The 14,920-nt window shown below is 67.4% G+C and carries 11 protein-coding genes and 1 tRNA gene; 9 read left to right on the top strand and 3 right to left on the bottom strand.

What is annotated here, in order from left to right:
• Positions 1-113: 113 nt before the first annotated feature.
• Positions 114-187 (bottom strand) — tRNA-Cys (locus tag E3C22_RS00535).
• A gap of 334 nt (positions 188-521) precedes the next feature.
• Between E3C22_RS00535 and E3C22_RS00540 the strand changes: the two genes are divergently transcribed.
• From E3C22_RS00540 to E3C22_RS00580, 9 genes are all read left to right on the top strand, one after another.
• Positions 522-3,710, top strand: a complete 3,189-nt coding sequence (locus tag E3C22_RS00540) for a beta strand repeat-containing protein (RefSeq protein WP_134759196.1) — start codon at positions 522-524, stop codon at positions 3,708-3,710.
• 193 nt (positions 3,711-3,903) lie between these two features.
• Positions 3,904-4,827: a D-alanine--D-alanine ligase gene (locus E3C22_RS00545; RefSeq protein ID WP_134759199.1), complete on the top strand. Its 924-nt coding sequence runs from the start codon at positions 3,904-3,906 to the stop codon at positions 4,825-4,827.
• The gene (locus E3C22_RS00550) at positions 4,815-5,723 is read left to right on the top strand and encodes a cell division protein FtsQ/DivIB (RefSeq protein WP_245514691.1); all 909 of its coding nucleotides are present in this window, start codon (positions 4,815-4,817) and stop codon (positions 5,721-5,723) included. Before E3C22_RS00545 ends, E3C22_RS00550 begins: the two co-directional genes overlap by 13 nt.
• A complete protein-coding gene (gene ftsA, locus E3C22_RS00555) occupies positions 5,720-7,048 on the top strand; it encodes a cell division protein FtsA (protein ID WP_134759201.1) in 1,329 nt (442 codons plus the stop codon). The genes E3C22_RS00550 and ftsA overlap by 4 nt, the downstream gene beginning before the upstream one ends.
• Before the next feature lie 179 nt (positions 7,049-7,227).
• Positions 7,228-8,793: a cell division protein FtsZ gene (ftsZ, locus tag E3C22_RS00560; RefSeq protein ID WP_134759203.1), complete on the top strand. Its 1,566-nt coding sequence runs from the start codon at positions 7,228-7,230 to the stop codon at positions 8,791-8,793.
• A gap of 305 nt (positions 8,794-9,098) precedes the next feature.
• On the top strand, positions 9,099-10,037 hold the full coding sequence (lpxC, locus tag E3C22_RS00565; RefSeq protein WP_134760842.1) for a UDP-3-O-acyl-N-acetylglucosamine deacetylase: 939 nt from the start codon (positions 9,099-9,101) through the stop codon (positions 10,035-10,037).
• A 293-nt stretch (positions 10,038-10,330) separates the two neighbouring features.
• Complete coding sequence (locus E3C22_RS00570) at positions 10,331-11,215, top strand: outer membrane protein assembly factor BamD (RefSeq protein ID WP_425364945.1); 885 nt, start codon at positions 10,331-10,333, stop codon at positions 11,213-11,215.
• Positions 11,216-11,402: 187 nt separating this feature from the next.
• Complete coding sequence (recN, locus tag E3C22_RS00575; RefSeq protein ID WP_134759205.1) at positions 11,403-13,082, top strand: DNA repair protein RecN; 1,680 nt, start codon at positions 11,403-11,405, stop codon at positions 13,080-13,082.
• 65 nt (positions 13,083-13,147) lie between these two features.
• The gene (locus tag E3C22_RS00580; RefSeq protein WP_134759208.1) at positions 13,148-14,260 is read left to right on the top strand and encodes an FAD-dependent oxidoreductase; all 1,113 of its coding nucleotides are present in this window, start codon (positions 13,148-13,150) and stop codon (positions 14,258-14,260) included.
• On the opposite strand, the gene E3C22_RS00585 is transcribed toward E3C22_RS00580, so the two are convergent.
• Positions 14,255-14,569 carry a type II toxin-antitoxin system RelE/ParE family toxin gene (locus tag E3C22_RS00585; protein ID WP_134759210.1) on the bottom strand — a complete coding sequence of 105 codons (315 nt, stop codon included), beginning with the start codon at positions 14,567-14,569 and terminating at the stop codon, positions 14,255-14,257. The two genes, E3C22_RS00580 and E3C22_RS00585, sit on opposite strands and share 6 nt — an antisense overlap.
• Positions 14,566-14,883 carry a ribbon-helix-helix domain-containing protein gene (locus tag E3C22_RS00590; protein ID WP_134759212.1) on the bottom strand — a complete coding sequence of 106 codons (318 nt, stop codon included), beginning with the start codon at positions 14,881-14,883 and terminating at the stop codon, positions 14,566-14,568. Before E3C22_RS00590 ends, E3C22_RS00585 begins: the two co-directional genes overlap by 4 nt.
• Positions 14,884-14,920: the final 37 nt, after the last annotated feature.

Raw genomic sequence — 14,920 nt, forward strand, 5'->3', positions numbered from 1 at the left:
TTCCTGCCGCGACGGGCCAAACCGTCATCGGAACGTCGCAAGGGCCAGAGCATAAGCTCGGCCGTGCCCTGGCGGTCTTTTCAGCTGCCGGCGGCGAAACGCGCGGGGATGGCTGGAGGCCTCGGCCGGAATCGAACCGGCGTGCAAGGATTTGCAGTCCTCTGCGTAACCACTCCGCCACGAGGCCTCACCGGCGCTCTACCTACTGATACGGCTGTCGTTTCGCAAGGGGCGAAAACCGCCAAATGTCGATAAGCCGTTGCAGGCCGCCGAGGCGCCCGGACGGACGCCAGCGGACGCCGCCGAGCCGCCTGTTCTCCGCACACCAGACTGGCCGTGACCCATGGACGGAGTGTGGGCGGCTCACAAACTATTCTCCCAAGCCTTTGGAATTATGAAAGAAAGTTTTCCCATAAAGCTCCCTCGACAATTAGCGGGGCGGACGGAAGGCGGGTGCCTCGGATCGTTCGACCGGCCTTGACGAGGCCGGCCCCGACACGGCGGTTCGAGAGAGGAATTTCATGGCAGAGGTCATTTCAGCCAGTCAGGACACGACCCTGACGATCGACGAGGCACGTGTCGGGGACGGCACCTTCTACGGCCTTTCGAGTGTCTATGTCGCGTCGTCGGCAGGCCTTGATGCGGTGACGATCACCGCGTCGACGAATGTCACGCTGAACTGGACGGGGATGCTGATCGCCGATGCGGCGGGCCTGCGGCTGAACGGCGACGACAGCTTCCTGCTGACCTCCAGCGGCTCGATCTTCGCCGACGTCGGCGTTGCCGACGACGGTACCGCGGGCAACGAGGTGCAGATCCACGGCGACGTCTCGGCGGACCGGATCGGCCTCGACCTGACGGGCGCCAATGTCGTCGCGACGGTCGGCGGCAGGATCGACAGCCAGGGGATCGGCGTCGTCCTCGGCGGCGCGGGCGCGACGCTTCTCGTCGGCGGGGCGATCACTGCCGCAGAGACTGCCATCGTCGCTTCGGGCGACGGAACGACGATCACCGTCGGCGGCGGCGGCCAGGTCACCGGCGGTGACACCGATGCTTCAGCCCCCGGCCAGAGCGCCGCGATCCACACGGGAGCGGCCGGAACCGGTGCGACGAGCCTTTCGAACAGCGGCAGCATCACCGCCGAGATCGACGGCGACACCGGCCTGCGGGTGGCCGTCCTCGATGGCGACGCCTCAGATCTGAACGGCTCGACCTCGCAGCTGACCTTCGAGAATTCCGGCTCCGTCGAGGGCAGTGTCTGGCTCGGCGGTGGCGCCGACAGCTTCACCAATTCCGGCAGCGTCTTCGGCGACGTCGATCTTGGCGACGGCGACGACGTCTATGCCGCGAGCGGCAACGGTTCTGTTTCCGGCGCCGTTCTCGGCGGCGGCGGCGATGACGGTTTTGCCGGCGGCAATTCCGACGAGATCTTCAGCGGCGGCGAGGGCGACGACACCCTTGCTGGCGGCGGCGGCCAGGACGTGCTGCTCGGAGATGCCGGCAACGACCTCTTCGTCGCCGAGGCCGACCTTGCGACCGACCGCTATGTCGGCGGCGAAGGCTCCGACACCATCTCCTTTGCCGGCACGAGTTCCGGCGTCTACGTCAATCTCGGCTGGGGCCTTTCCTTCGGCTTTGAATCGGGCCTTGACATCCTGTCCGGCATCGAGAGCGTCGTCGGCTCGACCGGCGACGACATCCTGATGGGAAGCAGCTCGTCGATCGGTCTGGACGGCGGCGCCGGCAACGACCGGGTCCGTGGCGGTTCTGCCGGCGAGACGATCTCCGGGGGCATCGGCGACGACATTCTCGACGGCGGCGAGGGAGACGACAGCGTCGAAGGCGGCGACGGCAGTGACGGGCTCTTCGGCGGCGCCGGCAGCGATGTTCTCGACGGCGGGGCGGGCAACGACGTCCTCTTCGGTGGTGACGGCGCCGACGTCATGGACGGCGGCGACGGCATCGATACGGTCAATTATCGCGCCTCTGCCGCGGCGGTTGCCGTCAGCCTTGCCACCGGCACCGGCAGCGGCGGCGATGCCGAGGGGGACACTCTGACGGATGTCGAGCGGGTCTTCGGTTCGAGATTCGGCGATACCCTCGAAGGCGATGCAGGCGCCAACGTCCTCTTCGGCCTTGGCGGCGCCGACACGCTGCTGGGCCTTGGCGGCGACGACTGCCTGCTCGGCGGCACCGGTGACGATGTTCTCGACGGCGGCGAAGGCGACGACGCGCTGCTCGGCGGCGAGGGCGCCGACGTCATCGATGGCGGGGACGGCATCGACACGGTCAACTACCGCGCCTCCTCGGCCGGCGTGTCCGTTAGTCTCGCGACCGGCATCGGCAGTGGCGGCGAGGCCGAAGGCGACACGCTGGTAAATGTCGAGAGGATCGCAGGCTCGGCCCATGACGACGTGATCGAGGGCGACGGCAACGACAACGTCCTCTTCGGCCTCGACGGCGCCGACAGCCTGCAGGGGCTCGCCGGCAGCGACAGCCTCTATGGCGGCGCCGGCGAAGATCTCCTCGACGGCGGTGCCGGAGCCGACGCTCTCGACGGGGGCGATGGCTTCGACGTCGCGAGCTATCAGGATTCGGCAGCCGCCGTCACGGTCCGTCTGACATCCGGCACCGGCAGCGGCGGCGACGCCGAAGGCGACAGGCTGACGGCGATCGAAGGGCTGATCGGGTCGGCGCGCGGCGACGTTCTCGCCGGCGACGACGGCGCCAATACTCTCTCCGGCCTTGCCGGTGCCGACGTGCTGTGGGGGCTTGCCGGCGACGATACGCTCGAGGGTGGGGCCGGCAACGACGCGCTGCTCGGCGGCGCCGGAGCAGATATCCTCGACGGCGGCGACGGCATCGACACGGCGAACTACCGGAACTCCGACGCCGCCGTTTCCGTCAGCCTGGCGACCGGCACCGGCAGCGGCGGCGATGCCGAGGGCGACACGCTGACCGGCATCGAGCGGTTGGCGGGGTCGGCCCATGACGACGTGCTCGAGGGAGACGACAGCGCCAACGTCCTCTACGGCCTCGACGGTGCCGACACGCTCAGCGGCCTCGGCGGCAACGACAGCGTGCTCGCGGGAGCCGGCAACGACAGCCTCGACGGCGGCGAGGGCAATGATGTCCTGACCGGCGGCGATGGGGCCGACGCGCTTGTCGGTGGCGACGGCGCGGACGCGGCAAGCTACCGCAACTCCAGCGCCGCCGTGTGGGTGAGCCTGACGACCGGCACCGGCAGCGGTGGCGAGGCCGAGGGCGACACGCTGTCCGGCATCGAACGGATCATCGGCTCGGCGCATGGCGATACGCTCGAAGGCGACGCGACGGCCAACGTCTTGTCCGGGCTTGGCGGCGCCGACGCGCTGAGCGGCTTTGCCGGCAACGACCGTCTCTCCGGCGGCGGCGGTGACGACAGCCTTTCGGGCGGTGCCGGCAACGACATTCTGGAAGGCGGCAGCGGATCGGACGTCTTTGTCTTTGCCGACGGCTTCGGCAGCGACGTGATCACCGACTTCGACGCACGCGATGCCGCCGAGGCGATCAGCCTGTCGGCCGTCACCGGCATCAGCGACTTTGCCGATCTTTCGGCGAACCACCTGTCGCAGGTGGGCGACGACGCGGTCATCACCGTCGGCGGCGACACCATCACGCTCGTCGGCGTCGACGTCACCGATCTCGACGCGGGCGATTTCCTGTTCTGACGATCGCCTCTCGAGCCGGGAACATCAGGGGCTGCGCCGGGCGCGGCCCCTTTTTCATTGGTGCGGCAAAGTCGCCGCCAAAGCCCGACCCTTTCAAATTTCTTGCTTTCGCCACAGTCGGTTAACCGATGCTTAACCATCGATCTGCGAAAGATTGAATCAAACCCTTTGTTAATTTTGAGCGGCAGTCGCAATGGCAAAGCATGTGGCGGTCTTGATGGGCGGCTTCTCGTCGGAGAGACCGGTCAGCCTCTCCTCGGGCAATGCCTGCGCCGACGCCCTGGAGGCGGTCGGCCACACCGTCACGCGGCTCGATGTCGGCCGCGACGTCGCGGCACGGCTTGCCGAGATCGCCCCCGATGCAGCCTTCAACGCGCTGCACGGCCCCTATGGCGAAGACGGCACCATTCAGGGCATCCTCGAATATCTGCAGATCCCCTACACCCATTCGGGCGTCCTTGCCTCGGCCCTGTCGATGCACAAGGAGCGGGCGAAGATCGTCGCGAAGTCCGCCGGTGTTCCGGTGGCCGAGGCGCGCGTCCTGCACCGCCTCGATGCGGCGCCCGCCCATGTCCTGTCGCCGCCCTACGTCATCAAGCCCGTCGCCGAGGGGTCGAGCTTCGGCGTTCTGATCGTGCGCGAGGACCAGTCCAAGCCGCCGCAGGAACTCTACTCGGCCGACTGGCCCTATGGCGACCGGGTGATGGTCGAGCGCTACGTCCACGGCCGCGAACTGACCTGCGCGGTGATGGGCGACGTCGCCCTCGACGTCTGCGAGATCGTGCCGGAAGGCCACGCCTTCTACGACTACGAATCGAAATACGCCGCCGGCGGCTCGCGCCACGTCGTGCCGGCGGAGATACCGAAGAGCGTCGCCCGCCGCGTCCAGGAGCACTCGCTCGCCGCCCACAAGGCGATGGGCTGCCGCGGCGTGACGCGCTCCGACTTCCGCTATGACGACCGCTTCGGCGAAGGCGGCGAACTGATCTGGCTGGAGATCAACACCCAGCCTGGCATGACGCCGACCTCGCTGGTTCCGGATATCGCGCGGGTCGCGGGCCACAGCTTCGAGGAACTCGTCGGCTGGATGGTGGAGGACGCCTCGTGCGACCGCTGAACCCCAACCATATCCCCGCCGATCCGCACGGCCCCGGCCGGCTTGCTCGTGCGAGGGCCAAGGCGACCCGGCGCATCGTCGGCCTCGTTGCGACGGCCTCCGATCTGCCGCTTCCCGGCTTCGGCCAGATGGCCTTTGCCGTCGTCGCCGGCAGCGTGATCTACGGCATCGCCGTCGGCGGCCACACGGGCGAAGTGCTCGACGGCGTCGGCCAGCCCCTCGGCTTCTCGATCGACAAGGTCGCGGTGCATGGCAACAGCGAGACCTCGGAGATCGACGTTCTCCAGGCGCTCTGGCAGACCGGCTCGCAGACGCTTTTGTCGCTCGATCCGACGGATGCCCGCCAGACGCTGGAATCCATGCCGTGGATCGACCGCGCCTCGGTCTCGAAGATCTTCCCCGACCGGGTGGAGATCGATCTCGAGGAGCATCGGCCCTACGCCGTCTGGCAGACCGGTCAGTCGTTCTTCGTGGTCAATCGCGAGGGCAAGAAGATCGTCCCCTACATGCCGGGCCGGTTCGACGCCCTGCCGGTCGTGGTCGGCGAGGGCGCCGGCAGCGCCGCGGCGAGCATCATCGATGACATGGAAAGTTTTCCTGAGCTTCGCGCAAGGGTGAAGGCGTATGTCCGGGTTGGCGGCCGTCGCTGGGACCTCGAGCTGAACAACGGGGTCATCGTCCGGCTGCCGGAAGTCAAACCGATGGAGGCGGTGGCGGAAGTCGTGCGTTTGGATCGGCAGAACACTTTGCTCGAACGCGAGATCGCGGCGGTGGACCTGCGGCTTTCCGATCGCGTCGTGGTCAGGCTGACGGACGGTTCCTTCACGCGGCGCAAGGAGCGTCTCGAAGAGCGGGCCAAGCTGATCAAGCGCCTTGGCAAGGATAAGCCGGTATGAGTCTGTTCGGTTTCGGCAAATCCGATCTGCCGAGGATCAAGGGCCTGTCGCCTCGCAAGGCGCGGGTGATCTCCGTCCTCGACGTCGGTTCGGAAAAGATTTCCTGTCTGATCGCCAGGCTGCGTCCGCGCATCGCCGGCGAGATGCTGCCCGATCGCACCCACACGATCGAGGTGATCGGCGTCGGCCATCACCGCTCCCGCGGCATCCGGTCGGGCGCCGTCGTCGATATCGCGGCTGCCGAACTGGCGATCCGCCAGTGCGTCGATGCGGCCGAGCGCATGGCTGGCCTCTCCGTCGAGTCGCTGATCGTCTCGGTTACCGCCGGCCGGCTGAAGAGTGTCCGGCGCCGGGCCGAGACCGAGGTGGTCGGCGAAGTCTCCCAGGCCGATCTGTCGCGTGTCACCGGCAATGCCGCCAAGATGCCGCTCGACGACGAGCGCGTGGCGCTGCATTCGACGGTCTACGACCTGCAGCTCGACGACGATGCCGGCCTGGAAAATCCGGTCGGCATGACCGGCGACCGCCTCTCGGCGAATCTCCATATGCTGACCGCCGAGGTCGCGCCGCTGCGCAACCTCGAAGCCGCGATCAACCGGGCGCAGCTGGTCGTCGAGGCCTTCGTCGCCACCCCTTACGCCAGCGCGCTCTCGACCATGGTCGAGGACGAGGCGGCGATGGGCTCGGCCTGCATCGACATGGGCTCCGGCGCAACGACCATCGCGATCTTCCAGAACGGCCGCTTCGTCTATGCCGACCAGATCGCCATCGGCGGCGCCAACATCACCATGGATCTCGCCCGCGGCCTGTCGATCAGCCCGGCCGACGCCGAGCGGATCAAGGTCATGCACGGCTCGACCCTCGCCGAGCTTCTCGACGACACCGGTGAGCCGCTCAGCGTCGCCCCGCTCGGCGACAGCGGCGACGCCCATCCGATCGTCGTCAAGCGCTCGCTGGTCACCAAGATCATCCGGCCGCGCGTCGAGGAGACGCTGGAGCTGGTACGCGACCGGCTGAACGCCTCCGGCCTCGGCCACGTCATCGGCAAGCGCGTTGTGCTCACCGGCGGCGCGAGCCAGCTGGCCGGCCTCGCCGACACCGCCCGCATGGTGCTGCAGCGCAACGTCAGGCTCGGGCGACCGCTGGGTGTTACGGGACTCAATCCATCGAGCAAGGGGCCGGGGTTTTCGACCTCCGTCGGTCTCTTGATCTATCCGCAGGTCGCTCACCGCGAATACGTCGCGGAGCGTTCGCTCGCCGTCCAGGCGATCGACAAGGCGATGGAGGGAGGCCGTTTCGGCTCCTGGCTGCGCCGGGCGCTGTGAGGAAAGGAATTCCGGCGGGACGATGATCGAGCTTCGGATCGTCACGCCAGACCGGGATCAGGCGCCGCGGGGGCGCTGCGCCAGGGACGGGAAAACGGTGCGCGCCGCGCGCCTTTGAGAATTGCAACAAACGGCCGCGCGGCGAGACGGCCTGAGCGAATTGGAAGAGGAATGAGGGCATGAGTGTTACCTTGAAGAAGCCGGACATCACCGAACTGAAGCCCCGCATCACCGTCTTCGGTGTCGGCGGAGGTGGCTGCAACGCCGTCAACAACATGATCAGCGCCGGCCTCGAAGGGGTCGACTTCGTGATCGCCAACACCGACGCCCAGGCGCTGCGTTCCTCGCGCGCCGAGCGCATCATCCAGATGGGCGTCGCCGTGACCGAGGGTCTCGGCGCCGGTTCGCAGCCCGAGGTCGGCCGCGCGGCCGCCGAGGAATCGATCGACGAGATCTGCGATCACCTTCTCGGCTCGCACATGTGCTTCGTCACCGCCGGCATGGGCGGCGGCACCGGCACCGGCGCTGCCCCGGTGGTCGCCCGCGCCGCGCGCGAAAAGGGCATCCTGACCGTCGGCGTCGTCACCAAGCCGTTCCACTTCGAGGGTCAGCGCCGGCTGCGGATCGCCGAGCAGGGCATCGAGGAACTGCAGAAGAACGTCGACACGCTGATCGTCATTCCGAACCAGAACCTCTTCCGCATCGCCAACGACAAGACCACCTTCGCCGACGCCTTCGCGATGGCCGACCAGGTGCTCTATTCGGGCGTCGCCTGCATCACCGACCTGATGGTCAAGGAAGGCCTGATCAACCTCGACTTCGCCGACGTCCGTTCGGTGATGCGCGAGATGGGCAAGGCGATGATGGGTACCGGCGAGGCCTCGGGCGAGGGCCGTGCCATGGCCGCCGCAGAAGCGGCAATCGCCAACCCGCTGCTCGACGAAACCTCGATGAAGGGCGCCAAGGGCCTGCTCATCTCGATCACCGGCGGCCGCGACCTCACGCTTTTCGAAGTCGACGAAGCGGCGACCCGCATCCGCGAGGAAGTCGACCAGGACGCCAACATCATCCTCGGCGCCACCTTCGACGAGAATCTGGAAGGCGTGATTCGCGTCTCGGTCGTCGCCACCGGCATCGACAAGAGCGACGTCGAGATGGCCCAGCGCTCGTCGATGGCCAGCCACACGGCTGCCGTGGCGCAGCACCGCGCCGCCCAGCCGGCCGCTGCCTTCGTTCAGGCCGCGCCGCAGCAGCCCGTTGCCGCGACGATGCATGAGGCTCCGGCCGAGGCCGAGGAAGACGACGCCGAGATCGAGGACGCCTTCACCGTCGCACTCGCCGCCGAGATCGCCCAGGTGGCTCCGCAGCCGGCGGCCCGTCCGAGCGTCTCCAGCGCCGAAACGGCGATGGAGCCGATCCAGCCGGCGCGCATGCCGCGGGTCGAGGACTTCCCGCCGGTGGTGCGCGGCGAGATGGAGCAGCGCCAGGCCGCCAACCACGAGCAGGCTGCCGACGAGCGCGGCGCCATGGGCCTTCTGCGGCGGCTGACCACCGGTCTGTCGCGCCGCGAGGAGGACGAGCAGCAGGCCGCCGAGCCGGCGCGCCGCGCCCATGTCGAGCCGAATCCCTACGCCCCGCGTCGCTCCGCGGCGGAATCGGCTGCCCGTCCGGCGACCGCCTCCCGCCCGGTCAGCGAAGAGGAACAGCTGGAGATTCCTGCGTTCCTCAGGCGTCAGGCCAACTGATCTCGCGTCATTGTTGCGGTTTCGCGACACTGCCCGTCGGAGCAATCCGGCGGGCATTTGCGTTTAAGTCACTGAATTTATGGGCTTGCAGCCATTCGTTCACGGATTGTTGGTAACAGTGGGTAAGAAAGCGTGATTTTGCCAAAACCGCTTGCCGATTTACCAACGATCGCAACGAAAGGGGAACCATTGCGGATTCCCCGGCCGGTCTCAACCGGGTGAATCAGTCGACTGGATGTGTGTGTAGGCGGCCGCGGCGCGGGGGTGCCGAAGGCTGGACGGGGAAAGGTAATCCTGACGTGTTGATGTTTCAGCAGACGATAGCATCGCGTATCGATTTCGACGGCGTGGGTGTGCACAGTGGTCTGCCGGTGCGACTCGCACTGCTTCCGGCCGAGGTCGACACCGGCATCGTCTTCCATCTCGTCCGTCCCGACGGCAGCATTCGTCAGATCCCCGCCGTTTCGGCGAATTCCTCGCTGACCGATCTTTCCACCGTCGTCGGCGATCTTGCCGGTGCGCATGTCTCGACCATCGAGCATCTGATGGCCGCGCTCTACGCCATGGGCGTCGACAACGTCGCGGTGCGGATCGATGCCCGCGAGACGCCGATCCTCGACGGCTGCTCGGCGGAATATGTCCGCGGCATCAACGAGGCCGGCGTCGTCAGCCAGGGTGCCAAGCGCCGCTATCTGCGGATCCTGAAGCCGGTGGCGATCGAGATGGGCAAGGCGAGGGCGGAATACCGGCCCTATGCCGGCACCCGCTTCGAGATCGAGATCGATTTCGCCAATGCGGCGATCGGCCGGCAGACCTACCGGGCCGACCTCACGGCCGCCCGTTTCACCCGGGATCTCGCCCGGGCGCGCACCTTCGGCTTCATGGCCGATGTCGAACAGCTCTGGGCGGCCGGCTATGCGCTGGGCTCCTCGCTCGACAATTCGGTGGTGCTCTCCGACGACGGCCGTGTGGTCAATCCGGAAGGGCTGCGCTTCGAGGACGAATTCGTTCGCCACAAGGCGCTCGACGCCGTCGGCGACCAGGCTCTCGCGGGCCTGCGCATCCTCGGCTGCTACAGCTCCTATCGCGGCGGCCACCGGCTGAACGCCATGGCGCTGCAGGCGCTCTTCGCCGATCCGACGGCCTACGAGATCGTCGAGATGCCGGCCCGCCGCGTCGACCCGGTGCGCCATGCGCCGCTGGTCGCGGTTGCCGCGCCGGCCTTTGGTCCGCAGATCCTCTGAGGTCCGACATCTGCGTCGCATCCGCTCGACAAGGCGGCGAGCCTGTCCGGTGTCCGGACGGGCTCGTTTCTGCGTCACTTGCCCGCTTTCGGCCGACGATCCACCCTCACGCCGAGTGCGGGTCAGATGGTGACGCTGCGGCAACAGGCGGTGGGTGAATGATGGCGTGCAAGGGGTTTCACGTCGCCCGGCCACAAAAAAGGCACCTTACTCGGGCTTCGGCATTGTTCGAGCCTCGCTCGGGGGGTAGTGATGCCGGCCGGAGGCTGAATGGGGTAGGGGACCCGCAGAACATGATCGAAGCGACAAGGCAGTCCGCCGGACCAACGAAATGGGCGCAGCGCATGGCGCTGACCGGCGCGGTCCTTGGTGCCGCACTCGGACTTGGCGGGTGCATGTCGGGGGGCGACAACGACGTCGACGTCCTGGCGCTCGCCGCCGAGACCGATCCGCCGGACGTTCTCTACAATCAGGGCCTCGCCAATCTCGAAGGCGGACGGCTCGGCGAGGCGGCCAAGAAGTTCCAGGCGATCGACCGCCAGCATCCCTATTCGGAATGGGCCCGCAAGGCGCTGATCATGCAGGCCTTCGCCAGCTATCGCGGCGGCGACTACGAGGAAGCGACGACGGCGGCCAAGCGCTACATCTCGCTCTATCCGAATTCCGAAGATGCGGCCTATGCCGAGTACATCATTGGCCTGTCGCACTTCCGCCAGATCCCCGACGTCACCCGCGACCAGAAGCAGGCGGCCTACACCGCGACGGCGATGCGGGCGCTGATGGAGCGCTTCCCCGACACCGCCTATGCCGAGGACGCCAAGGGCAAGCTGCGCATTGCCCGCGACCAGCTGGCCGGCAAGGAGATGCTGGTCGGCCGCTACTATCTCGAGCGGCGCGACTATCTCGCCGCCATCAACCGCTTCAAGAACGTCGTCGACGTCTATCCCGACACCCGCCAGGTCGAAGAGGCGCTGGCCCGCCTGACCGAGGCCTATTACGCCATGGGGCTCATCCGCGAGGCGCAGGCCTCCGCCTCGGTGCTCGGCCAGAACTATCCCGACTCGCCCTGGTATCGCGACTCCTACGCTCTGCTGAAGGGCCACGGGCTGGAGCCGCAGGCCGGCGCGTCGGACTCCTGGTTCGCCGCGGCGACGAAGAAGATCACCGGCGCGTCCTGAGGCCGGGAGATCGGCTGAAGGCGGCGGCCATCCCGGCCGCATCGGCAAGACAAGGCGGCGCGCAAGCGCCGCTTTTTGCAAGAAGCGACGCGCCGCCGCCCGCATTGTCCGCCGAGCCGGCTTGCGAAACCACTGCCAGCGACCGACATTGTCTGCGCCGCATCCTGCCCTGACCGACGAACCGGACATGCTGGTCCATCTTTCCATTCGCGACATCGTCCTCATCGAACGCCTCGACCTGACGCTCGGGGCGGGTCTCTCGGTGCTGACCGGCGAGACCGGCGCCGGCAAGTCGATCCTGCTCGATTCGCTCTCCCTGGCCCTCGGCGGCCGCGGCGACGGTTCGCTGGTCCGTCACGGCGCGAAGCAGGGCGAGGTGATCGCCGCCTTCGACGTCGCCGCCGATCATCCGGCGAGGCAGCTTCTTACCGACAATGGTTTCGACGACGACGGCGACGTCGTGCTGCGGCGTGTCCAGACCGCCGATGGGCGCAGCCGCGTTTTCGTCAATGACCGGCCCTCCAGCGTCGCGCTGATGCGCCAGATCGGCCTGTCGCTGGTCGAGATCCATGGCCAGCATGACGACCGGGCGCTGGTCGATGCCGCCAGCCATCGCATGCTCCTCGACGAGTTCGGCGGGCTGGAGCACGAAGCCGAATCGCTCGCAAGGCTCCATGGCGAGTGGCGCGGCGCTCGCGAGGCCCTCTCGGCGCATCGCGCCAAGGTGGAGGCGGCGGCGCGCGAGGCGGATTTTCTGAGGAGCGCGGTCGAGGAGCTTTCCGAACTCCAGCCGCTCGCCGGCGAGGAAGAGGAACTCGCCGAAAGGCGTCAGGTGATGATGCGATCGGAAAAGATCGCCACCGACGTCAACGACGCCAATGAGGAACTCTCCGGCCCGACCTCACCGATCCCGGGGCTGGCGAATCTCCTGAAGCGGCTCGACCGCAAGCGCGACGAACTCCCCGGTCTGCTCGACGAGGCGATCGAACGGCTCGATACCGCCCTCGATGCCTTGTCCGATGCCCAGACCAGCCTTGAAGCAGCGCTCCGCAGCCTCGAATTCGATCCGCGTGCCCTGGAGGCGACCGAGGAGCGGCTTTTCGCGCTGCGCGCCGCCGGCCGCAAGTTCAACCTTCCCGTCGACGATCTGCCGGAACTGACGGCACGGATGATCGGCGATCTTGCCGATCTCGACGCCGGCGAGGAGAGGCTCGTCGCCCTTCAGGCGGAGGTCGAGGCAAAGCGCGAGCGCTATGATGCCGAGGCGGCCGTCCTGTCGGAAAGGCGCGCCGTGGCGGCCCGCATGCTGGAAGCTGCGGTGATGGCCGAACTCCCGGATCTGAAGCTCGAGCGGGCGAGCTTCATGGTGGAGATCGCGAGCGACGCCGAGCGGCGCGATCCCTCCGGCATTGATACAGCCGAGTTCCATGTCCGCACCAATCCCGGCACCCGAGCCGGGCCGATGATGAAGGTCGCTTCGGGCGGCGAGCTGTCGCGCTTTCTGCTGGCCCTGAAGGTGGCGCTCGCCGATCGCGGCTCGGCGCCGACGCTGGTCTTCGATGAGATCGACACCGGCGTCGGCGGCGCCGTCGCCGATGCGATCGGGCGGCGTCTGGCGCGTCTCGCCGGCTCCGTGCAGGTCCTGGCGGTGACCCACGCGCCGCAGGTCGCGGCAAGGGCCGCGACGCATCTCCTGATCTCCAAGGCGAGCGTCGGCAGCGAGGTCGAGGACCGTGTGGCGACCCGCGTTGCGACCATCGACGTCGAGGGTCGGCGCGAGGAGATCGCCCGTATGCTGGCCGGCGAGAGCGTCACGGAAGAGGCAAGAGCGGCCGCCGCCCGGCTGATCGGGGCGGGGCGCTCCTGAGGACCGGTCGGCAAGGCCGCGCCGGCGCCCTATAATCGTCCCCGTCGGACAGGATGGGGGTGAACATGGCGCGCGACGGGATCGTATTGATTGCCGGGGCCGGGCCCGTCGGGCTTGCGGCGGCGGTGGAACTCACGCGGCGCGGTGTTGCCGTCCGCATCGTCGATGCCGGCGAGGGGCCGACGCCCGCCGACCAGTCCCGCGCGCTCGCCGTCCTGCCGACGACGCTGCGGATCTTCGAAGCCTCGGGGATCACGACGAAGCTTCTGGCGGCCGGAACGAAGATCACCGGTGCCGACATCGCGCTCGACGACAAGCCGGCCTTCGCCTTCGATTTCTCCGACGCCGACACGCCCTATCCCTTCATCCTCGCCTTCCCGCAAGGCGGCACCGAACGGCTGATGATCGAATGGCTGGCGGCGCATTCGGTGCCGGTGGAATGGTCCGTCGGCCTCGACACCGTCGGCGAGACCCATCGCCCGACGGCGATGCTGTCCAACGGCGAACGCGTCGAGGCGGCGGCGATCCTCGGCTGCGACGGCAGCCATTCGCGGGTTCGCCAGGAGCTCGGCGTGCCCTGGAGCGGCGAGGGCTATCCCGGCGCCTTCGCGCTTGCCGACGTCGTCTTCGACGAGCCGATCGACGCCCACCGGGGCAAGCTCTCGATCGGCTCGTCGCGGGAGAAGTCCCACGCCCTTTTGCCGATGGGCGAGAACCGGGCGCGGCTGATCGGCTTTCACGATTCGCCCGAGGCGCTCGTCGAGGCGTTTCGCGCCAGCATCGCCGAGGTTACCTGGAAGTCGACCTTCCACGTCTCGTTCCGCCATGCCGAGCGGATGTCCCGCGGCAAGGTGTTCCTCGCTGGCGACGCGGCCCATGTTCATTCGCCGGTCGGCGGGCGGGGCATGAATCTCGGCATCTGGGATGTCGCGGCATTCGCCCATCTCTATTGCGAGCACCGCGAAACCGAATATGAAACGCAGCGGCTGCCGGTGGCGAGAGCCGTCATCGACCAGACGCGCGAGATGACCGACCGGCTCGGCCGTCCGCCGGCCTATCTCGGCTCGATGCTGAAATACGCCATGCCGATGGCGACGATGCTGGCGCCGGTGCGGCGCAAGATTGCCGAACGCGTTCTGGCGCTCGACCTGCCACAGCCAGAGTGGCTCCATTCATGATTTTCGAAGCATGATCGCATTGTAGTCGCGGCCGCCATAGATGACGTCGATGATTTCGACGTGATCTTCCAACGTCCGATACAGGATCACCGCCGACCGCTCGAACGGAACAAGGCGGACATCGTCCCCAAGATCAGCGCGCGGAGAGCCGCCATTCGGCGCCCTGCCGATCTTCGTACAACGCCGTTCGATGCGATCGGTGAATGATAGTGCGACATCGAGTGATCCAGTCGACGTCGCGATGTAGGTCGCAAGGTCCGCAAGGGAGGATATTGCCGCTTCCGATAGTCGGACCGGCAGAACTTTCACGACGAGCGATGCCGTCGTGAAACTTCCCGTCGGACCCTTTCGAATGCCTCCTTAACGGGTACGGAGGGGCGCGGGTCTCTCCGTGCCGCGTCCACTCGTGCCCGCACAGCTTCGATGCGCGCCGCTCGGTCCATCTCGAAATAGGTTGCCAGCGCCTGGCGTATCAATTCGTCAGGCGTCGGAACGGCGCCGGATTCGACCTCGGCGGCGATTTCCTGCATCAGGTCTTCCGGCAGTGTGACTTGGAGGGGCTCGGCCATATCTGGTTCTGTCCACGCGGTCATCTTCATGAAAAATGCGGTATCGGTCACCATAGAGCAAGCTCGCGCCGAGTCTTGAGCAATCAGTCCG

The organism is Jiella endophytica, from assembly GCF_004519335.1.
In the GTDB taxonomy this organism is placed as follows: Bacteria; Pseudomonadota; Alphaproteobacteria; order Rhizobiales; family Rhizobiaceae; genus Jiella; species Jiella endophytica.